The following is a 23087-nucleotide window of genomic DNA, read 5'->3' as shown; positions in this document are numbered from 1 at the left end:
AGTTACGCGCGTCGCATGAGGTAAATACGCCGCTCAACGACCAGCGACCACCCCACCGATCGACCTCGCTTCGGGCACCGCCGCCTGCATGCCCCAACCGGCGCCCGCCACCAGCAGCGTCGTCAGGACGAAGGGAACCGCCGTGCGCCTGACCGCCGCCACCATCCAATGCCGGCGATCCAGATGGCGTAAGCGCCGGTACAGGCCGGCGGCCAGGAAAGCGTCCACCAGGATCTCGGCAAACAGGACCGGCGCCGTCCACACCACGAACAGCGACGACGATAGCAGCCCCAGCGCCAGCAGGATCACCGCCAGCGGAATCGCGCCCTCTTCGGCGTGTCCGATCGCCGCCAGCGGCTTCTCGACGATGGAGGCGCCGACCTCGCCCTCCGTGCCGAAGTCGACGTTGGCGCTGGCCCCGCCGCCATCGAAGCTGCCGCCCCCGCCCGTGAAATCGTCGCGCGCCGCCCCGGGCCCGCAGGCCGGGCCGTCACTTCCATCGACCGGAAACACGTCCAGGTAATCCGACGCGCTGGTATGCAGCCAGACCCACAACAGCGCCAGGAAGGCCAGGTAGGCGGCGCCCATCGCCAGCGCGTAGCGCAGGGCCATGGTCTCGATCCCGGCCAGCAGCATCGCCGCCGACGCCGCGAAGCCCACCGCGCCGGTGAGCGACACCAGGATGAACATCTGGACGCGCGGGAAGCTGTCGCGCAGCAGGCGCGCGCGCATGGTGCGGACCGCGAAGGCGCGGCTCATGGGGCGGGAAGTCGGCATTGGTCGCATGTCGGCAGTGGGCTCATCAGCTGCCCAAGAGTTCGTAACGCGGAGAATCATGACACGACATGTCGGCAACAGTTTCGCGGATTGTCACATGGCTGCCCCATCTTCAGCCGCCGTTAAGTTTTCCCGATGCTAAGATACCTGCCTGTCCTTCGTCCGGGCCCTCCCTGCATGCACAGCCAGACCACCGTCGCCCCGCCCTCCGCCGGCAAACTGAACTTCGTGCTGGTCTGTATCTTCATCGACATGCTCGGCATCGGCCTGATCGTGCCCGTGATGCCGCTGCTGGTCGGCCAGTTCGTCCCTGGCCGCGACGACCAGGCGCTGTGGTTCGGCGTGCTGGCCACCACCTTCGGCCTGCTGCAGTTCCTGTGCATGCCGGCGCTCGGCGCGCTGAGCGACCGCGTCGGGCGCCGTCCGGTGCTGCTGTACTCGATGGGCGGCATGTGCCTGAACTTCCTGATCACCGCCTGGGCCCCCAGCCTGGCCTGGCTGTTCGCCGGCCGCATCATCGGCGGCATGTCCTCGGCCAGCATGTCGGTGGCCTCGGCCTACGCTTCCGACATCTCGACCAAGGAGAACCGCGCGAAAAGCTTCGGCAAAATCGGCGCCGCCTTCGGCCTCGGCTTCATCTGCGGCCCCATGCTCGGCGGCCTGCTGGGCGACGCCGACCTGCACCTGCCCTTCCACGTCGCGGCCCTGCTGAGCGGCGCCAACCTGGTCTACGGCTACTTCTTCGTGCCGGAGTCACTGGCCCCGGGCGTGCGGCCACCGTTCGACGTCAGGCGCCTGAACCCGCTGGCGGCCCTGTTGCGGCTGGTGCGGCGCAAGGACGTGCGCGGCCTGGTGGTCGTCATCACCCTGGTCACCTTCGGCCAGATGATGCTGCAGTCGACCTGGGTGCTGTACACCACCTTCCGCTTCGGCTGGACCCCGCGCGACAACGGCATCGCCATGTTCTGCGTGGGGCTCGTTTCCGCCGTGGTGCAGGCCGGCCTGCTGGCGGTGCTGATCCGGCGCTTCGGCGAAGTGCGGCTGGCGCTGATGGGGATCTGTTCCGGCGCCCTCACCTTCCTCGCCTACGGCCTGGCGACCCAGGGGTGGATGATGTACCTGTTCATCCTGTGTAACGTCCTCGCCTTTGCCGCCGGGCCGGCGCTGCAGGCGATCGTCTCGAAAGCCACGCCGAGCGCGGAACAGGGAGAACTGATGGGCTCGTTGCAGTCCATCGGCAGCCTGGGCGTGATCGTCACGCCGCTGATCGGCACCGCGATCCTGGCCACGGTCAGCCACCTGCCGCCCGGCGACTGGCGCATCGGCAGCCATTTCTTCCTGTGCGCGGCGCTGCAGGCCATCGCGGTGCTGGTGGCGTGGCGCTACTTTCGCAGCCACCACTCGGTCGACAGCAAGGGCGCGCACTGATGGGCCCAGGCGTGCTGGCGGCCGTGCTGTGCGCCGCCTTCCTGCACGCGGCGTGGAACGCGGCGGTCAAGTCGGAACCGGACAAGCTGCTGGCCTCGATGGCGGTGAGCAGCGGCGCCGCCGTGCTCGGTCTGGCCGCCGTCCTGCTGCTGCCGGCGCCGGACAGGGCGAGCTGGCCCTTCATCGCCGCCTCGACCCTGATCCACATCGCCTACTACCTGCTGCTGGCGCGCTCCTACGGCCAGGCCGACATCAGCCTGGCCTATCCGCTGATGCGCGGCTGCGCGCCGGTGCTGGTGGCGCTGGCCAGCGCCTTCGTAGAGCCGCTGCACCCGGCGCAGATGCTGGCCGTGGTGCTGGTCGGCGCCGGCGCCGTCGCCACCTGCCTGGGCGCGCGCCTGTCGCGCAGGGCCGTCGTCCCGGCCCTGCTCACCGCCGTCGTGATCGCGGCGTACACGCTGGTCGACGGCCTGGGGGTGCGGCGCTCCGGCGCGCCCGCGGCTTATACCGCGTGGCTGTTCCTGTGCTGCGGCATCGCGGTGCCGCTGGCCTGCCGCCGCCGGCTGGGCGGACGCTTGCCGGCTTTCCTGAAGACGAAGCCGCAGCTCGCGCTGCTGGGCGGCGCGGCGACCGGCGGATCGTATGCCATCGTGCTGTGGGCGATGACCCTGGCGCCGGTGGCGGTGGTGGCGGCGCTGCGCGAAACCTCGATCGTGTTCGCGGTGGCGATCGCGGCCTGGGTGCTGCGCGAGCGCGTGGGCCGCGCGCGCGTCGTGGGCGCGCTCCTGATCACCTTCGGCGCCGCGGCCCTGCGCCTGGCCTAGAATGTCATCTCGAGCGTGGCGCGCAGCTTGGGGCCGTCCGGGTACATCCAGCGGCGCTTTTCGAGGCCGCCGGCGGGGTCGACGTAGCTCGGCTCGAACACATTGTCTTCGCCCAGCAGGTTGGACAGGGCGATGCGCAGCTGATGCTTCGGGTTGAAGGCCCACACCGCGTAGGTATCGAGGTCGGTGCGCGCCTCGCGGTAGAAGCCGCGGTTGCGCGCCACCTGCACGTAGCCGCCGCTGCGGTGCGCCAGACTGGACCCCAGGCTCAGGGCGCCCGCCTTGTAGTCGATACCGAGGTTGGCGCTCAGGGGCGTCTGCTGTTCCATGCGGTTGTCCGGACCGGGGACGGCGTCCACGCGCGACCAGTTGCGGCTCACGCTGGCGCGCAGCTCGATCGCCGGCGCATCCCGCATCAGCGCCTTGAGCGGGAATTTCGTTTCGATGTCGAGGCTGCGCATGGTGGCGCGGCCGTCGTTCACCGGGCTGACAATCCAGCGCAGGCCGTCGAAGTAGACGCGGTTGCCGATGTAGTCGCGGATGCGCTTGACCGAGCCGCTGACCGACACCATCGCCCCCTCGGCCCAGTAATGCTCGTAGGCGGCGTCCAGCCCCCAGGCCAGTTCAGGCTTCAGGTTCGGGTTGCCCTGCATGTCGGCTTCGGTGGCGCTGTTGTTCTCGAACTCCCCGCGCAGCGGCACGATGTTGTAGAGCTCCGGCGCCTTGTAGGTGCGGCTCAGGGCGAAGCGGATCTGGTCTCCCTTGTCGCCGGGGAGCTTGTAGAGGACCTGGGCGATCGGGCTCAGGACACTCGAGCGCACGCGGGTCGGCACGATCGCATTGCCATCCACGCGGGTGCGTACGCCCTCCCAGCGCGCGCCCAGGTAGACCGACCATTGCGGGTCGATGGTCCATTCGTCCTGGGCGTAGACGGCGGTGCGGCCGACGGCGGCGCGGAAGTCCTCGTCCAGCAGCGTGCCGGGCCGGAAGATGCGCACGCTGTCCCGTTCGGTACGGATGTCGCCGCTTTCGTTGTAGCGCAGGTCCCAGCCGAGCGCCAGCAGGTGGCCGCCGTCGACCGCGCGGGTCCCCTTGCCGGTGGTGTTCACGCCGCGCGCATGGGTGTCGCTCAGGGTGTAGCCGTCGGTTTCCGGCAGCCCGCTGCTGTCGAAGCCCTTGCGGCGCACGAACATCTTGCGCGACGACCATTCGAAGCCGAACCTGGCGTCCAGCTTCAGCCCGCTCTCCGTCTCGCGCGTCCAGCCCAGGCTGGACGTGAGCAGCCGGTCGTCGAATTCGCCCCAGCCGTACAGGTCCGGCACCGGCGGCGGGGCGCCGATCCCGGTGCCCACCCGGGTGTGCGGGTCGTTGCGGAAGCTGTTACTGGCCGCCATCGTTTCCCAGGCCAGCTTGTCGCCGTTGTCCAGCGTCCAGTTGACGCGCGGGGACAGGTTGAGCCGGTTCATCCGGCCATTTTCGAGGCTGTGCGTCAGGCGATACCGGTCCACAAGCCCGTCCGGCCGGATGTTTTCTTCGAAGCCGGTGAAGTCGCGCGTGAGCTTGTCGTGGTTGCCGCTGGCCGAGAACGACCACGACGAGCGTTCGCCGCTGTCGCCCACGTCGGCGCTGAAGGTGGGGCCGCGGAAGTCGCTCGACTGCAGCCAGCCCAGCTTGGCCTCGCGCTGGCGCTTGCGCGCGGCCTTGCGCAGCACGATGTTGATCGTGCCGGCGATCGATTCGGCGGAAAACTCCGCGCTCGCCACGCGCAGCACCTCGATGCGCTCGATCGAATCGGGCGATACGCTGTCGAGCGTGAAGCCGTTCGGGGTGCGCTCGCCGTTCAGCAGGATCTGCGTGTAGCCCGCGCCCAGGCCGCGCATCCGGACCTCGACGCTGCGCCCCGCGCCGGTGACGACCGTCACGCCCGGGATGCGGCGGAAGATCTCGGCCACGTCGGTGTCGCCATAGCGCGCGATCTCCTCGCGCCCCACCACGATGCGCGCCGCCGTGTCGTCGCGCCGGGCGTCGTAACCGCTGCCCTTCACCTCGACCTGCTGCATGGGTTCTTGGGTCTGCTGGGCGGATGCCGGGGCGCACAGTGCAGCGGCAAGTACGGCGAGGTAATGGGGGCGCAGGGGCATGTGGTTAGTCTCCGTATTTTATTGTTCAGTTAGTATGAACGACTATATGCCATGCGATGGCAACATGTAAACTTGACAGGGAACATTTTATTGCCCTTGCATAGCAATCGAACATGCCACGACAAAGAAAAACCCGGCGCGCGGCCGGGTTTGCATGGAAGCGGAGAACGGTCAGAACTTGAACTCGTAAGTCAGGCGATAGCGCACGCCCTGCGGGAAGTTGAAGTTGCGCGTCTGGCTGCCGATGCGCGGATCGTCGATCGTATTCTCGCTCTGGAAGTCTTCGCTGAAGACGTTGCCGACTGCGAAACGCAGCTGGCGTTGCGCGTCGAACTTCCACAGCGCGTAGACGTCCAGGTCGCGCCGCGGCCAGGTATAGGCGCGCTGATTCAGCGAGACCCGCACCGGCCCGCCGCGACGGTAGGCGAAGCTGCCGCCGGTGCTCAACTGGCCGACCTTGTAGTCGACGCCCAGGTTGACGGTCAGCGGCGTCTGCTGGTCGAGGCGGTTGTAGGGACCGGGCACCGATTCGACGCGCGACCAGTTGCGGTTGACGCTGGCGCGCAGGTCGACCGCCGGGGCGTCCTCCATCACGGCTTTCAAGGGGAACTTGGTCTCGATCTCGAGCGAGCGGGTCACCGCGCTGTCCTGGTTGCTAGGGGTCGAGATCCAGCGCGCGCCATCGAAGTACACCAGCGTGCGGGTGAAATCGCTGATCTTGCGCGAGGAGGCGCTGATCGAGACCAGCGCGCCTTCGGCCCAGTAATGCTCGTAGGCGGCGTCGATGCCGAAGGCCAGTTCGGGCTTCAGGTTCGGGTTGCCCTGGAAATCCGGCTCGGTCGAGCTGTTGTTCTCGGACGTGAAGCGGCGCGGGCTCAGGCCCTGCAGGCCTGGCGCTTTATAGGTGCGGGTCAGCGCCAGGCGCACCTGGTCGCCCTTTCTGCCGGGGATCTTGTACAGGGTCTGCATGATCGGGCTCCACACATTGGAGCTGGCGTCGGCCGCGCCGAAGGTATTGCCCTCGGCGTGGGTGCGGATGCCTTCCCAGCGCGCGCCCAGGTACATCGACCAGCTTGGGGTGATGTTCCACTCGTCCTGGGCGAACACGGCCAGGCGTTTCACGCGCGCTTCCGAATCCTGGTCGAGTTCCAGGCCGGACTGGCGCGGCAGGCGGCGGGTCTCGTCGCGCAGGTCGTCGCGGGTGTCGACGCCGCCATCCCAGCCGAAGGCGAAGGTGTGGCCCTTTTCCAGCGTCTTCGCATACTTGCCGGTCGAGTTCACGCCGCGCTCGCGCCCTTCGACGTAGATGCCGGTGTCCAGGCCGGTCGCGCTGCGGTCGGTCATGCTCGTGCTCTTGCCGAGATTGACGCCGACCTTCAGGTCGAGTTTGCCGCCGTCGGCGAACTTGCGCGCCCAGCTCAGGTCCTCGCGCAGGTAGCGGCTGCTGTTGTCCACCGCGTTGAGCAAGTCCGGATACGGCGCCGGCGCACCGAGCGACGCGACGCTGGTCTCGCGGATGTCGTTGTCGAAGCGGTTCGCGGTGACGAAGGTCTGCGAGGTCAGCACATTGTCCTGGCCGAGCGTCCAGTTCAGGCGCGGGCTGAGATTGAAGAAGGTGAACTTGCCGTCCTGCGCCAGGCCGAGGCTGCGCGCCATGTTCGGGCGGCCGGCCGTGTCGACGCCGCGTTCTTCGCCAAGGGAATCGAACTTGAAGCGGTCCTGCGCCAGGTTGGCCGAGATCGAGTACGAGAAGGCGCCGTCGCGGTCGGACATCTGCAGGTTGGCGTTGGGGCCGTAGCCGTTGCTCGAGCCTTGCGCGGAGAGCTTTAGTTCGCGCAGGCGGTTCTTCACCGAGCGCTTGAGGATGATGTTGATGGTGCCGGCCACCGACTGGGTCGAGAACTCGGCGCTGGCGGCGCGCAGCACCTCGATGCGCTCGATCGAGTCCGGCGCCAGCGAATCCATCGAGAAGCCGGCCGGCGCGCGTTCGCCGTTGACCAGGATCTGGGTATAGCCGGCGCCCAGCCCGCGCATGCGGATCTCGCCGCCGCGGCCGTTGGCGCCGGTGTTCACGGTGATGCCGGGCACGCGCTTGAGCACGTCCAGCACATTGGTGTCGCCGTACTTCGTGATCTCTTCGCTGTTCACCACGATCTTGGTGGCGGTGTCGTCGCGGCGCGGGTCGTAGGCATTGGCGGTGCCCTTGATTTCGACCTGCTCGATTTTCTTGTCACTGGCCTTGGGGGGCGGCGGCTTCGGCTGCAGCGCGTCTTGCGCGGCGGCGGGCAGGCACAGGGTGAGCGCCGCGGCAAGCAGCGTCAGGCGGAACGGGGCGTACATATGGTTGCGCATGGAGGGGGACGGTTGGTAGAGGTCGACATTGTCCCAGGCGCAACTCTCCTTGTCTCTGAAAAACGTATATGCATTCGTTTTTATCCGGCACCCATGCCATCGGCGGCTCGCGGCTGCGCTTGGCCGCGATGATCGCCGCTATAATGCGTCCATCGAAAGCAAACCAAGAGGCCTAGCAAAGTGTCCCGTCTAAAAGTCCTGCCCCAATATGTGATGCCGAAAACGGCGCTGACCAACTTCGCCGGCCGCGTCGCCGGCGCCAAGGGCGGCGCGATGACCACGCGCCTGATCCGCTGGTTCGTCGGCAAGTACGGCGTCAACATGGACGAGGCGGCCAATTCCGACATCGCGAGCTACACCAGCTTCAACGAATTCTTCACGCGTCCGCTGAAGGATGGCGCGCGCCCGCTGGCGCAGGCCGATTTCGTGTGCCCGGTCGACGGCGCCATCAGCCAGTTCGGCGACATCGACGACCACCACATCTTCCAGGCCAAGGGCCACAAGTTCACCTCGCAGGAACTGGTGGGCGGCGACGCGTCGCTGGCCGCCCACTTCCAGCACGGCCACTTCGCCAACCTCTACCTGAGCCCGAAGGACTACCACCGCCTGCACATGCCTTGCGACGGCCGCCTCACGCGCATGATCTACGTGCCGGGCAAGCTGTTCTCGGTGAACCCGACCACCGCGCGCGGCGTGCCGGGACTGTTCGCGCGCAACGAGCGCGTGGTCTGCGTGTTCGAGTCGCCCGAGCATGGGCCGTTCGTGATGACGCTGGTGGGCGCGACCATCGTCGGCAGCATGGCGACCGTGTGGCATGGCGTGGTGAACCCGCCGCGCATGGCGCGCATCTGCGAGTGGAACTACGACGACCAGAACATCGTGCTGAAGAAAGGCGAAGAGATGGGCCGCTTCCTGCTCGGCTCCACCATCGTCATGTTGTTCAAGAAGGGAACGATTTCCTTCAACGGCGACTGGTCGCCGGAGCGTCCGGTGCGGCTGGGCGAAGCGATGGGGAACCGTCCCCGCTGACCCTGTCTTCGTGGCCGGCGGCGGCGCAGGCCGCCCCCATCATGTCGAGGAAGGCCCGGGTCTTGGCCGGCATCAGCCGGCGGCCCGGGAACACCGCCCAGCCGCTCGCGGCGGGCAAGTCCCACTCCGGCAGCACCCGCACCAGCTGCCCCGTCTTCAGGTAAGGATCGGCGAAGGTCGAGGAGCTGCCCGCGATGCCGGCGCCGCCGGCGGCGATGCGCGCCAGCAGCTCCGGCGAATTCGCATTCAGGCGCGCGTTCAGCAGGCGCTCCCAGCGCACCTTGCCGCGCGTGAGCACCCAGGGCACCGAACCGCCGTTGCGGCTCAACATGCACAGCACGTCGTGGGCCGGCAGGTCGTCCGGGTGCTCGGGGATGCCGTGGGTGGCCAGGTAGCCGGGCGAGGCGTACAGGCCGAAATGCTGCAGGTTGATCGGGCGCGCGTTCAAGGAAGCGTCGTCCGGCAGGTCGCCCATGCGGATCGCGATGTCGAAGTTCTCGGCGATCAGGTCGACCCGGCGCGGCGACAGGTCCATCTCCACCGAGACGTTCGGATAGCGCGCGATGAAGCGCGCCACCACCTCGTGCATGCCGATGTTGGCGAAATCGGCGGGCACCGAGATGCGCAGCTTGCCCGAGGGTTCGCCCTGGCGGTGCTGGGCCAGCGCGCCGGCCGCCTCGACCTGTTCCAGCACCGCGCGCGCGTGTTCCAGCAGGCTGGCGCCGAATTCCGTCACCACCAGCTTGCGCGTGGTTCGCTGCAGCAAGCGTTCGCCCAGGCGCTGCTCCAGCAGCGCGATGCGGCGCGACACGGTCGACTTCGGCAACTGCACGCGCTCGGCCGCGCGGCTGAAGCTGCCGGCATCCACGATGCGGGCGAACAGCAGCAGGTCGTTGGCTTCCAGGTCCATCATTGTTCCACCATTGTTCCATCAGCAGGATAATGTTATCCATTTTACTGTCTTCCGGATTGTTTTTGGAACCGATAAAGTTCTCCCATCGCTACTCCACCAACAAGGAAGGGACACACACCATGAACATCCTGCAGATCAGCTCCAGCGTCCTCGGCGCCAATTCGGAATCGAACCGCGTGACCAAGCTGGTCGTCGACAAACTGGTCGCCGCCAACCCGGACGCGAAAGTCGTGCGCCGCGATTTCGGCAGCCAGCCGCACCCGCTGCTGGACGGCGCCGCCGTCGGCGCGCTGTTCACCCCGGCGGACCAGCGTTCGCCCGAGCAGGCTGCCCGCGTGGCCCTGGACGACGCCCTGATCGCGGAAGCCCAGGCGGCGGACGTGATCGTGATCGGCGCCCCGATGTACAACTTCGGCATGCCGGCGCAGCTGAAGAACTGGTTCGACGCGATCGCCCGCTCCGGCGTGACCTTCCGTTACACCGAGACCGGTCCGGAAGGCCTGCTGAAGAATAAAAAGGTGTACGTGGCCACCTCGCGCGGCGGCGTGTACCCGACGGACGCCGACCCGCAAGTGCCGCACATCCGCATGCTGCTGAACTTCCTGGGCCTGACCGACCATACCTTCATCTACTCGTCGGGCCTGAACATGGGTCCGGACGCGGCCAGCAAGGGCAAGCAGGCGGCCAACGAAGCGGTCGAAGCGGCACTGGCATAACTCTTTAACGCAACCATCATCAGGAGAACAGCATGAGCGCAGTCCTCACCCCCACCATCGCCAAGTCGCGTGGCGTCGAACGCGTCGTCAGCGGCCAGTTCGTGATGGACGGCGCGGGCGTGAAGATCAACCGCGTGCTGACCGGGACCCTGCAGCGCAGGCTCGACCCCTTCCTGATGCTGGACGCCTTCGGCTCCGACAAGGCCGGCGACTACATCGCCGGCTTCCCGGAACACCCGCACCGCGGCTTCGAGACCGTCACCTACATGCTGCACGGCCGCATGCGCCACCGCGACAGCGCCGGCAACGAGGGCCTGGTCACCGACGGCGGCGTGCAATGGATGACGGCCGGCCGCGGCGTGATCCACTCCGAGATGCCGGAACAGAGCGAAGGCCTGATGGAAGGCTTCCAGCTGTGGCTCAACCTGCCGGGCAAGGACAAGATGTCGGCGCCGTGGTACCGCGACATCCCGGCCGAGGAAGTCCCGCGCTTTGTTGGTGAAGACGGCGTGACGGTGCAGGTGATCGCGGGCGAGACCCATGGCGTGAAAGGCGCCGTGCAGCGCGAACATACGCTGCCGCTCTACCTCGACATCGCCATTCCGGCGGGCGTGACGTGGGAACAGCCGATCCCGCAGGGGCACAATGCCTTCTTCTATGTCTATCGCGGCGAAGCGGTCGTCGACGGCAAGGGGGTGAGCAAGACGCGCATGGCCTTGCTCGATAACGCCGCGGGCGCGGACGGGGTGCGCATCAAGGCGCTCGAGCCGACCCGGCTGATCCTGCTGGCGGGCCGTCCGCTGAACGAGCCGATCGCCCAGCACGGGCCCTTCGTGATGAACACGACGGAGGAGCTGTACCAGGCCTTCGACGACTTCCGCGCGGGCCGCTTCGTGTAAAGCTATACTGGCGGGATGACATACGTGCATCCCGCTTTTTCATGCCTCTGCTAGACACCGTCGCCGATCTCCTCGGGCGCGCCAGCCGCGCGCTCGGATTCGAGACCCTGGAGGCCTTCCCTCCCGGCCATGCCTACGCGCGCACGCGCTGGAACAAGGCGTATTTCGACATCGCCTCGGACACCAGGCCGGACGCCATCGAAGCGCGCATCTGCGAGGCGATCGCCAACACGCCCCATGTGTTCGGCGAAATCGTCAACCCCACGCCGCGCATGCAGCGCGCCTTGCTCGCCGTGATCGAGGGGCGCCTGCGCCGCGCACAGGGCGCGCCGGTGGACCTGGCGGCGCTGCTGGTGAATGCCTACCGCAGCCCGTACACCGTCGAAGTCGTGCCGGGCCTGCGCCAGGCGATTCGCGACACGGCCGAATACGAGCCGCAGGTCCAGGCCAACGCCATCCTCGCCTTCCTGGCCGATGCGCCGGCCGCATTCGGCGTCATCGAGGCGCGGCTGTGAAGCCGGCGGGATGCGCCGCATTGCTCGGCACGTAACGCTCGCGGAGCATCATGAACGGCGTCTCCACCAGCTTGTAGAGCAGCCAGCCGCTCGCGACCGACAACAGCAGCAGCGCGGCGATCGTCAGCGGATGCTCGGCGCCGTAGCCCAGCTCCGCCAGCCACCGCGCCGCCAGCACACACAGCGGCTTGTGCAGCAGGTAGATCGCATACGACCACAGCGCCAGCGAACCCGCGCCCGGCACGCGCAGATTGCGCAGCACCGAGCCCTCCGCCACGCCCGCCACGATCAGGAGCGAGAAACCCAGCGCCATCAGCGGAAAGCCGAACACCGTGATGCCGAAGCCGTAGCGGTCGTCGAGGAAGAACCAGAACGCGGCGCCGCACGCGGCGATGCCGATCAGCCCCACCGCGTTGCCATGTTTCGTCAACCGTCCCCACGCCCCCGGATGATGGTTGCGCAGCAGTGCCAGCGCCACCCCGGCCAGCAGCTCGTCATACCTGCATAAGGTTGAGTAATAAATATGCTTGAAGTAGAAGTAAAGCTTATGAGTGTGGGCATCCATCGCCTGCCACAGGTCGGCCCGCACCAGCATGCCGGCGATGAAGGCGAGCGCGATCCCGGTCCAGGCCAGGCGCAGCGACCCCTTGCAGGCCGCGCCGACCAGGGCCAGCGCCGGCAGCAGCATGTAGAACTGCTCCTCGATCGCCAGCGACCAGCTGTGCGAGAACGCGCTGCCCGGCTCCAGCGCGAAGTTCTGGATGAAGGTCGCGTACTTCCACAAGGGCAGCAGCGGCGCGTCGCCGCGGAAGGCCGGCCACAGGAAGTACAGCGCCAGCACCGCCCAGTAGTTCGGCAGAGTGCGCAGCAGGCGCCGCGCGTAGAAGTGCTTGAGCGAGAAGCCGCCGGGCGACTTCATCGCGGCGAAGATCTGGTTGCCGATCAGGTAGCCCGACAGCGCGAAGAACAGGTCGACGCCGACCCAGCCGACGGTGCCCAACCAGCCGAAGGTCGGCGCGTCGCTCACGAACAGCTCGTAGTGGTGCAGCACGACGACACTGACGGCGAGCGCGCGCAGGGTGTCGAGGCCGTGGACGCGAACGGTGGCGGTGGATGGCATGCGGGGCGGTATGTGGCGAAACGCCGATGATGCCACGCGCCCTCGCCCGCCGCCATCTTTACCGATAGAATATCGGCACCTTTTTATCCGGATCGCCTTGCCATGACTTCCCCCAGCCAGTACCAGTTCAAGTCCGTCAACTACACCGGCATCCAGCCCGGCCCGCGCGTCATCATCATGGGCGCGACCCATGGCAACGAAGTCTGCGGCACCATCGCGATCCGCCGCGTGATGGAGGAAATCGACGCTGGCCGCCTGCACATCAATGCCGGCAGCGTCACCTTCGTGCCGATCGTGAATCCCAAGGCCTACGAGCAGAATACCCGCAACGGCGACCGTAACCTGAACCGCAACCTGTTCCCGAAGGAGCACCCGCAGGACTTCGAGGACCAGGTCGCCAACTGGCTGTGCCCCCTGCTGGCCCAGCATGAGGTGCTGCTCGACCTGCATTCCTTCAATGCGGTAGGCGGCCTGCCCTTCGTGATGGTCGGCCCGCTCGACAACGACGGCCCGCTGCAGCCCTTCAAGCACGCCGACAAGGAGCGCGCCCTGGCCCGCCGCCTGGGCGTGACGCGCTTCGTGGACGGCTGGCTGGCCACCTACGGCGACGGCGTCAAGCGCCGCAGCCGCAACGCCGACGAACTCGAAACCGTGCTGCGCTACGGCGTCGGCACCACCGAATACATGCGCAGCACCGGCGGCTGGGCCCTGACCCTCGAATGCGGCCAGCACGTCGACCCGGAAGCGCCCGAAACCGCCTACCGCGCCATCATGAACACGCTCGCGCACCTGGGGCTGATCGCCGCGCCGGACCCGGAGCCGATCGCCTTCGAGGACATGGAAGCGCTGTCGATGGTCACCGTGCACGACAAGCTGCACGCGGACGACGCGTTCAGCCGTCCGTGGGCCAGCTTCGACCCGGTCAACGAGGGCGACGAGATCGGCGTGCGCGCCGACGGCACCGTGGTGAAGGCGGAGTTCAGCGGCCGCATCCTGTTCCCGGACGCGAAGGCGGCCGCCAACTCGGAGTGGTATTACATGACCCGTCCGAACCCCGCGTTCGGCCGCGAATAAGCCCTTCGCTTCAACCCGGCGACAGGAATTTCAACGCGATGATCCCGGCGGCGATCATCGCGATCGCGCCCAGGCGCATGGCGCCGGCCGGTTCGTTCAGCAGGATCATGCCGGCGATCGCCGTGCCGACCGTGCCGATGCCGGTCCAGACCGCGTAGGCGGTGCCGAGCGGCAGCTGGCGCAGGGCCAGGCCCAGCATGCCGACGCTGCCCAGCATTGCCAGCAGGGTCCACAGTGACGGCATCAGCTTGGTGAAGCCGTTCGTGTACTTCAGGCCGACCGCCCACGCCACCTCCAGCAGCCCCGCGATGAACAGATATACCCAGCTCATTCCTACTCCCCATTCCGACGCAAAAGCACCGAGTATAGCCGCCGCCAGCAGGATTTCCGCATATATCGTAAGATCACGATATTCGGATCGAAAGAACCCGATATAAAGGCAAGAACATGGACATCGACGCGATCCACAAGGCCCTGGCGAACCCGGTGCGGCGCCAGATCCTGCACTGGCTCAAGGACCCGCAGCAGTATTTCGCGGACCAGGAGCACCCGCTCGACCTCGGCGTCTGCTGCGGCCTGATCGACAAGCGCACCGGCCTGTCGCAGTCGACGGTGTCGGCCCACCTTTCCACCCTGCACAAGGCGGGCCTGGTGACGGGCAAGCGCGTCGGCCAGTTCATCTTCTTCCAGCGTAACGAGGAGGTCATCCAGGCCTTCCTCGACCAATTAAACGACGGACTTTAGGAGCAGCACCCAATGACTACGATGTTTGACCCGCTGAAGGTCGGCGCCCTCGAACTGCCGAACCGCATCATCATGGCCCCGCTGACCCGCGCCCGCGCCGGCGGCGAACGCGTGCCGAACGCGATGATGGCCGAATATTATGTGCAGCGCGCCAGCGCCGGCCTGATCCTGTCGGAAGCGACCTCGGTCACCCCGATGGGCGTGGGCTATGCCGACACCCCGGGCATCTGGTCGGACGAGCAGGTCGAAGGCTGGAAGATCGTCACCGACGCCGTGCACAAGGCGGGCGGGCGCATCTTCCTGCAGCTGTGGCACGTGGGCCGCATCTCCGACCCCGAATTCCTCGGCGGCGAACTGCCGGTCGCGCCGTCCGCGATCCAGCCGAAGGGCCATGTCAGCCTGCTGCGCCCGATGCGCAATTACGCGACCCCGCGCGCGCTCGACCTGTCCGAGATCCCGGGCATCGTCGCCGCCTACCGCAAGGGCGCCGAGAACGCCAAGAAGGCCGGCTTCGACGGCGTCGAAGTCCACGGCGCCAACGGCTACCTGCTGGATCAGTTCCTGCAGGATTCCACCAACCAGCGCAACGATCAGTACGGCGGCTCGATCGAGAACCGCGCGCGCCTGATGCTGGAAGTGACGGACGCCTGCATCGAGGTCTGGGGCGCCGACCGCGTCGGCATGCACCTGGCCCCGCGCCGCGATGCGCACGACATGGGCGACTCGACCCCTGCCGAGACCTTCGGCTACGTCGCGCGCGAACTCGGCAAACGCGGCATCGCGTTCATCTGCGCCCGCGAAGCCATCGGCGACGACAGCCTGCGCGCGCACATCAAGAAGGAATTCGGCGGCGTGTACATCGCCAACGAAAAGCTGACCAAGGAAAGCGCGCAGCAGCTGATCGCGTCGGGCGAGGCGGATGCGGTGGCGTTCGGCGTGTGGTTCATCGCGAACCCGGATCTGCCGCAGCGGTTTGCGCAGGATGCGCCGCTCAATACGCCGAAGCCGGAGCTGTTCTATGGGTCGGGGCCGGAAGGGTACATCGACTATCCGGCGCTGGCTTGATACGCTAGCTGTACGCATACAAACTTGGAATCCCGCCTGCGCGGGAAGTCATTACCGCCAGTGGCGGTAATGACGGTCTTCAGGTCAGTGGATAGTTGATGCGCTAACTTGATTCGTTAGCCGAGAAACCGTCGTACGCCCCACTGGGGCCTACGACTTCCCGCGCAGGCGGGAACCCAAGTTCGCAATCCATCCTCCACCCTCTCCTTGCACCCCGTACGTTCACCCTACAAAGTGATATGCATGTGGTGTGGTTGACAGCTGTCTCATGCTATTCTTGCGCGATTCTTTCTAGCGCACCCAATAGCGCGCTGTCCTCCAGGAGACCACGTGAAACACCTCGCACCCCGCGTTCTGGCCTTGGCCGTCGCATCCGCTTTCGCCATCAACGCCGCCCACGCCGCGCCCGCACAGGCCCGCGCGGAGAACGCCTACCTGTCGCAGGAAGACGCGTTCGCCCGCTCGGCGCGCGTGTCGAACGTGGACTACGTGCTCGACTTTACCCTGACCGGCAAGGAGACCTTCGCCGGCACCAGCACCGTCACCTTCGACCTGAAGGACACCGACTCGGCGCTGACCATCGACCTGGATAAAGCGACCGTCAAGTCGGTAACCATCAACGGCAAGCAGGTCACGCCGACCTACAACAACTGGTTCGTCACCCTGCCAGCCGACACCCTGGTCAAGGGCAAGAACACCGTCAGCATCGCCTACGAGCGCCTGCACAGCACCAACGGCGAAGGCCTGCACCGCATGGTCGACCCGGTCGACGGCAAGGTCTATACCTACTCGCACTTCGAGCCGGCCGCCGCGCACCAGATGTTCGCGGTGTTCGACCAGCCCGACCTGAAGGCCACCTATACGGTCACCGTGAGCGCCCCCGCCGACTGGCACGTGATCACCACCACCCGCGAAACCAACGTGGCCGACGCATCCGGCGCCAAGCGCTGGACCTTCCCGAAGACGAAGAAGCTGAGCCCCTACAACTTCTCGCTGCACGCCGGTCCTTACCAGATGTGGGAAGACAAGAGCGGCAAGTATCCGATGCGCCTGTTCGCGCGCCAGTCCGTCGCCAAGCAAGTCACGCCGGCCGACTGGTTCCGCTACACCAAGAGCGGCCTGACCTTCTTCGACAACTATTTCGGCATCCCTTACCAGTACGAGAAATACGACCAGCTGCTGGTGCCGGACTTCCTGTACGGCGCGATGGAAAACGCGGCCGCGATCACCTTCGCCGAAGGCGGCTTCCTGTACAAATCCGAGATGACCCCGGCGCAGAAATCGCGCCTGGCCGAAGTCATCATGCACGAGATGGCGCACCAGTGGTTCGGCAACCTGGTCACCATGAAGTGGTGGAACGGCCTGTGGCTGAACGAAAGCTTCGCCTCCTTCATGGCGACCCTGGCCACCGCCGAAGCGACCGAGTTCAAGGACGCCTGGCAGTCCTTCTACCAGCAGGACAAGCAGGGCGCCTACATCCAGGACCAGAAGGTCTCGACCCACCCGATCGAAGTGCCGGTGCCGTCGTCGGCCAACGCCTTCGACAACATCGATGCGATCACCTACTCGAAGGGCGCCTCGACCCTGAAGCAGCTGCGCCACATGCTGGGCGAGGAAGTGTTCCGCAAGGGCGTCCACAACTACCTGGTGAAGTACTCGTGGCAGAACGCGAAGCTGGAAGACTTCATCGGCAGCCTGGGCCAGGCCGCCAACCGCGACCTGTCGAAGTGGACCCAGGATTGGCTGTACCAGGCCGGCGTGAACACCATCACCGCCAATTACACCTGCAAGGCCGGCAAGATCAACGCCTTCTCGCTGCAGCAGACCGCTGCCAGCCGCGATCTGCCGACCCTGCGCGAGCAGCGCGTACAGGTCGCCGCCTTCAAGCGCGTGGGCGGCAAGCTGGTGCTCGACAAGAACGTGCCGATCACCTATTCGGGCGCGAAGACCAATGTGCCCGGCCTGGTCGGCGCAGCCTGCCCCGACATGGTCTACCCGAACTACCAGGACTGGGGCTTCGTGAAGGTCAACCTGGACCAGCGCAGTTTTGAAACCGCACGCACCACCCTGGCCGGCGTCGAGGATCCGCTGCTGCGCGCTATGCTGTGGCAGGCGCTGTGGGACGGCGTGCGCGACGCCAAGCTGCCGCTGAACGACTTCATCAAGGTCGCTCTCGCCAATGCGCCGCAGGAGAAGGACTACACCCTGCTCGGCGACGTGCTGGGCAAGGTGGCCGGCTCGAAAGGCTATATCAACGCGATGGGCATCGACAATGCGTGGTCGAAGCAGACCGGCAAGCAGCTCGAAGACATGGCCTGGCAGGGCGTGGTTGCCAACAAGGGCAACGACAGCTTCCAGCGCAGCTGGTTCGGCGCCTACCTCGGCCTGTCGAGCAACCCCGAGGCGCTGGCGCGCCTGGCCGGCATGCTCGAAGGCCAGGGCCTTGAGGGCCTCAAGATCGGCCAGGACCAGCGCTGGGCCATCATCAACCGCCTGAACCGCTACAACTACCAGGGCGCAGCAAGCTTGCTGGAAGCCGAACAGGCGCGCGACAAGTCGGACACCGGCCAGGGCGCGGCGCTGGCCGCCACCGTGGTCCGTCCGGACCCGGCGGTGAAGGCCGAGTGGCTGGCCAAGGTCGAAGACCTGCAGACCAAGCTGCCGTTCTCGCGCCTGCGCACCGCGATGGGTTCGATGTATCCGGCCGAGCAGAAGAAGCTGGCCGAGCAGACCGCGGACGAGCGCCTGGCCAAGCTGCCGGCGATCGACAAGGCGGCCGGCCCGGTCTTCATGCGCACCTACGCGGGCACCATGATCCCGGCCAGCTGCACCCCGGAGAGCGTGGCGCGCCTGACCAAGGCCGCGGGCACGATGAAGGACCTGAGCGCCGGCACCCGCCGTTCGCTGCTCGACACGCTGCAGGAAGACCAGCGCTGCGTGGCGATCAAGCAGGCCCTCACCGCGCCGAAGTCCTAAGGACTGGATGCGGCAGCTGGTTCTCGACACCGGCCCGGCGGCGCTTCGGCGCCGCATGCCCACCTGGGGGCTGCTGCTCACCTTCGGCCTGCACCTGCTGCTGGCCGCCAGCTGGCGGATCGCGCATCTGCCGGCGTACGACACCCGTGAGGAACGGGTGTTCGACCTGATTCCCCTTCCCCCACCAAGACCCGCCACACCGGCGCCGCGCATGGCGCCACCGCCGCCCGTGAACGCTGCCGCGCGTGCCGAACGCAGCGCACCGGCGCCACGCGTGCTGCCGGAACCCGAGGCCATCACCGTGCCTGTGGAACCGCAGCGCTTGGCGGCCGATCCCTTCGCGCAGGACCCGGCTCCCGCGCCCGCCGAGACCCCGGCGCAGGCCATGGTCGGACGCGCGAAAAAGGACGCCGTCGCCATCGACCGCGAGGCGCGCAAGGGGAACTCCGGGGTGCCGCAAAACCCCGACACGCCGTGGGGCCGCTTCGTGCGCGGCCTGGAAGGCGCCCACCGCGACACCAGCCTCACCATCAAGACCGATTCCTACACCACGCCCGACGGCCAGACCATCTACCGCTTCCGCCGCGGCGGCAAGTACTTCTGCCGCAGCAGCGGCTTCGTGCGGCCGAAGATCGGCGGGGCCGAAGGCGGCGGCGCGGAACTGTTCGACTCGCGCGGCGCCGAAGGCGGCGCGGGCCAGGTGCGCTGCCCGAGCCAGGCGACCTGGATTGGCGACTAGCCGCCGTTCTGCTTGCTTCCCGAAGAACTGGCCGGAGCGCACAGCTCCGCGACGCGGCGCCAGGCGCCGGTGCCTTCGCACACGACCGGCGGACGATCCTTCAACAAGGCGCCCAGGTCCACCGGCTTGCCCTCGTTGACGATCACGCCGCGATTGACCGGGATGCAGATCGCGTCATGCCAGGCGGCCGCGTAGCCGTCCGGCGTCGGCAAGGGCCCGCGCAGGCGCACGGCCGCCGCCTCGCAAGCCTTTTTCGTCTGAAAGCTTCCTTTCAAGCTGGTGCTCTCCAACATCACATCGCGGTGCTGCTGCAGGTAGAGCAACAGGATCATCGTGAACATGCAATTTCTCCAGAAAGCGCCGGCGTCCCGCACGCCTGCGCTGCTTCAAGCCGGCATCCAACGGTGCGCGCTAGCCTGTGGCACTTGCAAAAGGAATCCCTCATGTTCAAGCTCGTCACCTGGAATATCCAGTCCGGCCGCAGCCCGGACGGCGCGACCGAAATCGACCGCATCATCGCATGCCTCGACCGCTTCTGTCGTTTCGACATGCTGTGTGTACAGGAAGTTTCGACCTGGCCGGACGGGTGACGCGGGTGCGGGTCGACGCCAGCGAAGGCGGGTCGGACCACCAGGCGCTGATGGTCGAACTCGACTGGGGCGCCTGAGCACGCCGATGGCCGGCGCGCCGTACAATGGCGCTTCCGGCGGCCGCGCGCCGCGCCACAGCATTACGAGGCCCTACTTGGATTGGGATTACCCGCACCCCTTCACCCTCCCCGTCACGCCCCAGCCCGGCGACATCGACGGACTGAACCACACGAACAACGCCGTCTACGTGCGCTGGTGCGAGCAGGCCGGCTGGGCCCACTCGCACCATCTTGGTCTCACCCTGGACGACTACCGGCGCCTCGACCGCGCGATGGCGATCCGGCGCGGCGACTACGACTACCTGCTGCCGACCCTGCTCGGCGAAGCCTTGACCCTCGCGACCTGGCTGGTCGCCGGCGACGGCAAACTGGCGATGGAGCGGCGCTTCCAGCTCAAGCGCGACAGCGACGGCGCCACCGTGCTGCGCGGGCGCTGGGACCTGGTCTGCATCGAGATCGCCAGCGGCCGTCCGCGCCGCATGCCGGCCGAATTCCTGGAGGCTTACATGCCGGCGGTGGCGCAGGCGACCGGCGCGCCTGCGGCTTGACTGTCCAGGCGGCGTGTTGAGAACGCTCAAGGAAGACGTTGAGCTAAGCAGCCCCCCTTCGGCTTGTGCCGCGTCAAACTGGAAGGGTCGCCCCGCCACGAGGAAAACATGCCGCGCACACCCGATCATGCCGCTCCCGGCGCCCGGGCCACCGCCCTGACGGCTGGCTGGCTGGCGGCAGCGCTGCTGGCGCTGCTGTTCTCCGCGCTGCCGGGCGGCTGCCGCCTGCGCGACGGCGGCCAGGAAGACCTCGTCATCCCGCAACTGGTGCGCACCGAGCTCTACGTGGCGCCCAACGGTTCCGACAGCAACCCCGGCACCCGCGAGGAACCGTTCCGCACCCTGGCCCGGGCGGCGCAGGCGGCCAGCCCGGGCACCACCGTGCACGTCGCCCCCGGCATCTATTTCGGCGGGGTGCGCACCACCACGCACGGCACCGCCGAGGCGCGCATCGTGTTCCAGTCGAGCGAGCGCGGCGCCGCCCGGGTGGTGCCGCCGCTCGACTCGCGCCAGCCGGCGGCCTGGGACAACCGCGCCAACTACCTCGACATCGTCGGCTTCGAGATCGACGGCACCCAGTACCAGAGCGGCATGAAATGGCTGAGCGGCATCTACAACGCCGGCTCGCACAACGGCATCCACCACAACCACGTCCACCACATCGGCACCGACGTGCCCTGCGAGCCGCGCGGCGGGGCCGGCATCGGGGTGGACGGCTACTACAAGGGCGTCGACGGCGACGTCGCCGGCAACCACGTGCACGACGTCGGCCCGCCCGACTGCCGCACCATGCACGGCATCTACGTCAGCACCACGGCCAACGTACGCGACAACATCATCTACCGCGCCTCGGGCAGCGGCATCCACCTGTGGCACGACGCCAGCCACGTGACCATCCGCGGCAACACGGTGGCCGCGTCCGGCATCGGCATCTTCGTGGGCGGCGGCGACTACTATCACGGCAAGGGGCCGAACGACCACACCCACACGGTGAACAACATCGTGTTCGACAACGCCCAGGGCATCGTCGAACAGGGGGCGACCGGGCCCAACCTGAGCTACCGCCACAACCTGGTCTACCAGAACCCGGGCGGCGACTGGCAGCTGTCGCCGGGGCGGCAGCACACCGGCACCGTCAGTGCCGCGCCGCTGTTCGCCGACTACCACCGCAACCAGCCCGTGCCGGATTTCCGCCTGCGGCCCGGCTCGCCCGCGATCGGCAAGGGCTTGCCGCCGGCGGCGACCGATGCGGTGGCGCTGCATTCGGCCCGACAGCCGGATATCGGCGCCGTGCCGCATGACGGGCCGGGGCCGGCCGGGCTGCCGCAGTCCTCACCCTAGCGATCCCCGCGTCTTGCCGCGGCAGATCGCAGTTCGCACGCGCCGCGGCGCCTACAGGATCTCGTGCACCCGCTCGAAGGGACGGCACAGGCGCACGCCTTTCGGCGTCACCACGAAGGGCCGGTTGATCAGGATCGGATGGGCGACCATCGCATCCAGCAAGGCCTCGTCGTCGACGCCGTCCAGCCCAAGCTCCGCATACACCGCTTCCTTGCCGCGGATCGCGTCGCGTACGCCGAGGCCGGCGGCGGCGATCATCTCGCGCAATTGTTCGCGCGACGGCGGGTGGGCGAGATAATCGACGACCTGCGGCTCGTGGCCGGCGCCGCGGATGGCGGCCAGGGTATTGCGGGACGTGCCGCAGCGCGCGTTATGGTAAATCGTGATATCCATCTGATGTAAGCTCGTCAATATTGGGAAAAATGCGCCACGATGTTGGAATTTATTTGGCGGCATGATAACCACAGCTCATGACTGGCACCAGCTTTTTTCCTTGTTCGTCTTTCTCTAGCGCTATAGAATTCCACGCTCATTTTTCCGCAGAAAGCGGAAATAGCAGAACAACAATAGAGACAGTGACGGAGAATTGATGGACGATTTCACGCTGCGGCCGAGCGCCCTGCCGACCTGGAGCCAGCGCACCGCCCTGCGCCTGCTGAACCTGGCCGGGTGGACGCTGCGCTACAAGCCGCTGCCGGGACCGCACGGCATCGCGGTGGTCTACCCGCACACCTCGAACTGGGACTTCCCCATCGGCCTGCTGGGCAAATGGGCGCTGGGCCTGAAATTCCGCTGGATCGCCAAGGACTCGCTGTTCCGCGGCCCGATGGGCGCCATCATGCGCTACTGGGGCGGCATCGCGATCGACCGCCGCGCCTCGATGGGCGCGACCCGCCAGCTGGCCCAGACCATGCTGGACGAGAAATGGTGCTGGATCGCGATCACGCCGGAAGGCACGCGCAGCTACCGCCCGCACTGGAAGAGCGGCTTCTACCACCTCGCCACGACCGCCAGGGTGCCCCTGCTGCTGGTGTACATCGACTACCGCGCCAAGGTGCTGAGCGTGGCCGACACCCTCACCCTGAGCGGCGACCAGGAGCAGGACATGGCCGCCATCGCCGCCGTCTACGAAGGCCGCCAGGGCCTCTACCCCGACCAGGCCGCCCCGATCAAGCTGGCACCCCCGCGCGACCCGTCGGAACCGCAACGCCGCCGCGCTTGAATACGGCCGGGGTCG

The 23087-nt window shown here is 67.2% G+C and carries 23 protein-coding genes; 15 read left to right on the top strand and 8 right to left on the bottom strand.

From position 1 onward, the window contains the following. Nucleotides 1-33: 33 nt before the first annotated feature. The gene (locus tag LQ564_RS09010) at nt 34-777 is read right to left on the bottom strand and encodes a hypothetical protein (protein WP_231057766.1); all 744 of its coding nucleotides are present in this window, start codon (nt 775-777) and stop codon (nt 34-36) included. Nucleotides 778-954: 177 nt separating this feature from the next. Here LQ564_RS09010 and LQ564_RS09005 point away from each other — a divergent pair, with 177 nt between their 5' ends. Both LQ564_RS09005 and LQ564_RS09000 read left to right on the top strand, forming a co-directional pair. Further along, nucleotides 955-2205: a TCR/Tet family MFS transporter gene (locus LQ564_RS09005; protein ID WP_231057765.1), complete on the top strand. Its 1251-nt coding sequence runs from the start codon at nt 955-957 to the stop codon at nt 2203-2205. Next, a complete protein-coding gene (locus LQ564_RS09000; RefSeq protein ID WP_231057764.1) occupies nt 2205-3029 on the top strand; it encodes an EamA family transporter in 825 nt (274 codons plus the stop codon). Before LQ564_RS09005 ends, LQ564_RS09000 begins: the two co-directional genes overlap by 1 nt. On the opposite strand, the gene LQ564_RS08995 is transcribed toward LQ564_RS09000, so the two are convergent. Continuing rightward, nucleotides 3026-5170, bottom strand: a complete 2145-nt coding sequence (locus LQ564_RS08995) for a TonB-dependent receptor plug domain-containing protein (protein WP_231057763.1) — start codon at nt 5168-5170, stop codon at nt 3026-3028. The genes LQ564_RS09000 and LQ564_RS08995 overlap by 4 nt on opposite strands. Nucleotides 5171-5341: 171 nt before the next feature. Further along, on the bottom strand, nt 5342-7510 hold the full coding sequence (locus tag LQ564_RS08990; RefSeq protein ID WP_231057762.1) for a TonB-dependent receptor plug domain-containing protein: 2169 nt from the start codon (nt 7508-7510) through the stop codon (nt 5342-5344). Between the two features lie 192 nt (nt 7511-7702). Here LQ564_RS08990 and asd point away from each other — a divergent pair, with 192 nt between their 5' ends. Next, nucleotides 7703-8551: an archaetidylserine decarboxylase gene (gene asd / locus LQ564_RS08985; RefSeq protein ID WP_503827150.1), complete on the top strand. Its 849-nt coding sequence runs from the start codon at nt 7703-7705 to the stop codon at nt 8549-8551. On the opposite strand, the gene LQ564_RS08980 is transcribed toward asd, so the two are convergent. Beyond that, on the bottom strand, nt 8484-9461 hold the full coding sequence (locus LQ564_RS08980) for a LysR family transcriptional regulator (protein ID WP_231058135.1): 978 nt from the start codon (nt 9459-9461) through the stop codon (nt 8484-8486). The two genes, asd and LQ564_RS08980, sit on opposite strands and share 68 nt — an antisense overlap. Before the next feature lie 122 nt (nt 9462-9583). On the opposite strand from LQ564_RS08980, the gene LQ564_RS08975 reads away from it, so the two are divergent. Genes LQ564_RS08975 through LQ564_RS08965 form a run of 3 tightly spaced genes read left to right on the top strand, consistent with a single transcriptional unit; the run spans nt 9584 to nt 11594 of the window. Beyond that, the gene (locus tag LQ564_RS08975) at nt 9584-10180 is read left to right on the top strand and encodes an FMN-dependent NADH-azoreductase (RefSeq protein ID WP_231057760.1); all 597 of its coding nucleotides are present in this window, start codon (nt 9584-9586) and stop codon (nt 10178-10180) included. A 32-nt stretch (nt 10181-10212) separates the two neighbouring features. Continuing rightward, the gene (locus LQ564_RS08970; RefSeq protein WP_231057759.1) at nt 10213-11079 is read left to right on the top strand and encodes a pirin family protein; all 867 of its coding nucleotides are present in this window, start codon (nt 10213-10215) and stop codon (nt 11077-11079) included. 41 nt (nt 11080-11120) lie between these two features. Then, nucleotides 11121-11594, top strand: coding sequence for a hypothetical protein (locus tag LQ564_RS08965; RefSeq protein WP_231057758.1), 474 nt, complete (start codon nt 11121-11123; stop codon nt 11592-11594). On the opposite strand, the gene LQ564_RS08960 is transcribed toward LQ564_RS08965, so the two are convergent. Then, entirely contained in the window at nt 11575-12714 is a 1140-nt protein-coding gene (locus tag LQ564_RS08960) for an acyltransferase family protein (RefSeq protein WP_231057757.1), read from the bottom strand. The genes LQ564_RS08965 and LQ564_RS08960 overlap by 20 nt on opposite strands. Before the next feature lie 102 nt (nt 12715-12816). On the opposite strand from LQ564_RS08960, the gene LQ564_RS08955 reads away from it, so the two are divergent. Beyond that, nucleotides 12817-13788 carry a succinylglutamate desuccinylase/aspartoacylase family protein gene (locus tag LQ564_RS08955; RefSeq protein ID WP_231057756.1) on the top strand — a complete coding sequence of 324 codons (972 nt, stop codon included), beginning with the start codon at nt 12817-12819 and terminating at the stop codon, nt 13786-13788. A gap of 10 nt (nt 13789-13798) precedes the next feature. Here the strand turns inward: LQ564_RS08955 and sugE are convergent, their stop codons facing one another. After that, complete coding sequence (gene sugE / locus LQ564_RS08950; RefSeq protein WP_231057755.1) at nt 13799-14119, bottom strand: quaternary ammonium compound efflux SMR transporter SugE; 321 nt, start codon at nt 14117-14119, stop codon at nt 13799-13801. 116 nt (nt 14120-14235) lie between these two features. On the opposite strand from sugE, the gene LQ564_RS08945 reads away from it, so the two are divergent. The 4 genes from LQ564_RS08945 (at nt 14236) to LQ564_RS08930 (ending at nt 19312) form a co-directional block, all read left to right on the top strand. After that, nucleotides 14236-14532, top strand: a complete 297-nt coding sequence (locus tag LQ564_RS08945; RefSeq protein WP_231057754.1) for an ArsR/SmtB family transcription factor — start codon at nt 14236-14238, stop codon at nt 14530-14532. 12 nt (nt 14533-14544) lie between these two features. Then, nucleotides 14545-15597: an alkene reductase gene (locus LQ564_RS08940; RefSeq protein ID WP_231057753.1), complete on the top strand. Its 1053-nt coding sequence runs from the start codon at nt 14545-14547 to the stop codon at nt 15595-15597. A 330-nt stretch (nt 15598-15927) separates the two neighbouring features. Beyond that, nucleotides 15928-18573 carry an aminopeptidase N gene (gene pepN, locus LQ564_RS08935; RefSeq protein WP_231057752.1) on the top strand — a complete coding sequence of 882 codons (2646 nt, stop codon included), beginning with the start codon at nt 15928-15930 and terminating at the stop codon, nt 18571-18573. A 7-nt stretch (nt 18574-18580) separates the two neighbouring features. Next, the gene (locus tag LQ564_RS08930) at nt 18581-19312 is read left to right on the top strand and encodes a hypothetical protein (protein WP_231057751.1); all 732 of its coding nucleotides are present in this window, start codon (nt 18581-18583) and stop codon (nt 19310-19312) included. On the opposite strand, the gene LQ564_RS08925 is transcribed toward LQ564_RS08930, so the two are convergent. Then, on the bottom strand, nt 19309-19653 hold the full coding sequence (locus tag LQ564_RS08925) for a hypothetical protein (protein WP_231057750.1): 345 nt from the start codon (nt 19651-19653) through the stop codon (nt 19309-19311). The two genes, LQ564_RS08930 and LQ564_RS08925, sit on opposite strands and share 4 nt — an antisense overlap. A 102-nt stretch (nt 19654-19755) precedes the next feature. Here LQ564_RS08925 and LQ564_RS08920 point away from each other — a divergent pair, with 102 nt between their 5' ends. The 3 genes from LQ564_RS08920 to LQ564_RS08910 all read left to right on the top strand — a co-directional run bounded on the left by LQ564_RS08920 (nt 19756) and on the right by LQ564_RS08910 (nt 21850). Continuing rightward, nucleotides 19756-19902: an endonuclease/exonuclease/phosphatase family protein gene (locus tag LQ564_RS08920; protein WP_231057749.1), complete on the top strand. Its 147-nt coding sequence runs from the start codon at nt 19756-19758 to the stop codon at nt 19900-19902. A 154-nt stretch (nt 19903-20056) separates the two neighbouring features. Continuing rightward, the gene (locus tag LQ564_RS08915) at nt 20057-20509 is read left to right on the top strand and encodes an acyl-CoA thioesterase (protein ID WP_231057748.1); all 453 of its coding nucleotides are present in this window, start codon (nt 20057-20059) and stop codon (nt 20507-20509) included. A 108-nt stretch (nt 20510-20617) separates the two neighbouring features. After that, nucleotides 20618-21850 carry a right-handed parallel beta-helix repeat-containing protein gene (locus LQ564_RS08910; RefSeq protein WP_231057747.1) on the top strand — a complete coding sequence of 411 codons (1233 nt, stop codon included), beginning with the start codon at nt 20618-20620 and terminating at the stop codon, nt 21848-21850. Between the two features lie 51 nt (nt 21851-21901). Here the strand turns inward: LQ564_RS08910 and arsC are convergent, their stop codons facing one another. Continuing rightward, on the bottom strand, nt 21902-22243 hold the full coding sequence (arsC, locus tag LQ564_RS08905) for an arsenate reductase (glutaredoxin) (protein WP_231057746.1): 342 nt from the start codon (nt 22241-22243) through the stop codon (nt 21902-21904). 196 nt (nt 22244-22439) lie between these two features. Between arsC and LQ564_RS08900 the strand changes: the two genes are divergently transcribed. Beyond that, the gene (locus LQ564_RS08900; RefSeq protein ID WP_231057745.1) at nt 22440-23072 is read left to right on the top strand and encodes a 1-acyl-sn-glycerol-3-phosphate acyltransferase; all 633 of its coding nucleotides are present in this window, start codon (nt 22440-22442) and stop codon (nt 23070-23072) included. The last annotated feature ends 15 nt before the right edge of the window (nt 23073-23087 follow it).

The sequence above is a fragment of the Massilia phyllostachyos genome, assembly GCF_021044825.1.
GTDB classification, from domain to species: domain Bacteria; phylum Pseudomonadota; class Gammaproteobacteria; order Burkholderiales; family Burkholderiaceae_D; genus Telluria; species Telluria phyllostachyos.
The sequence above is the reverse complement of the archived record's forward strand: the minus strand, read 5'-3'. Positions and strand labels throughout refer to the sequence as shown.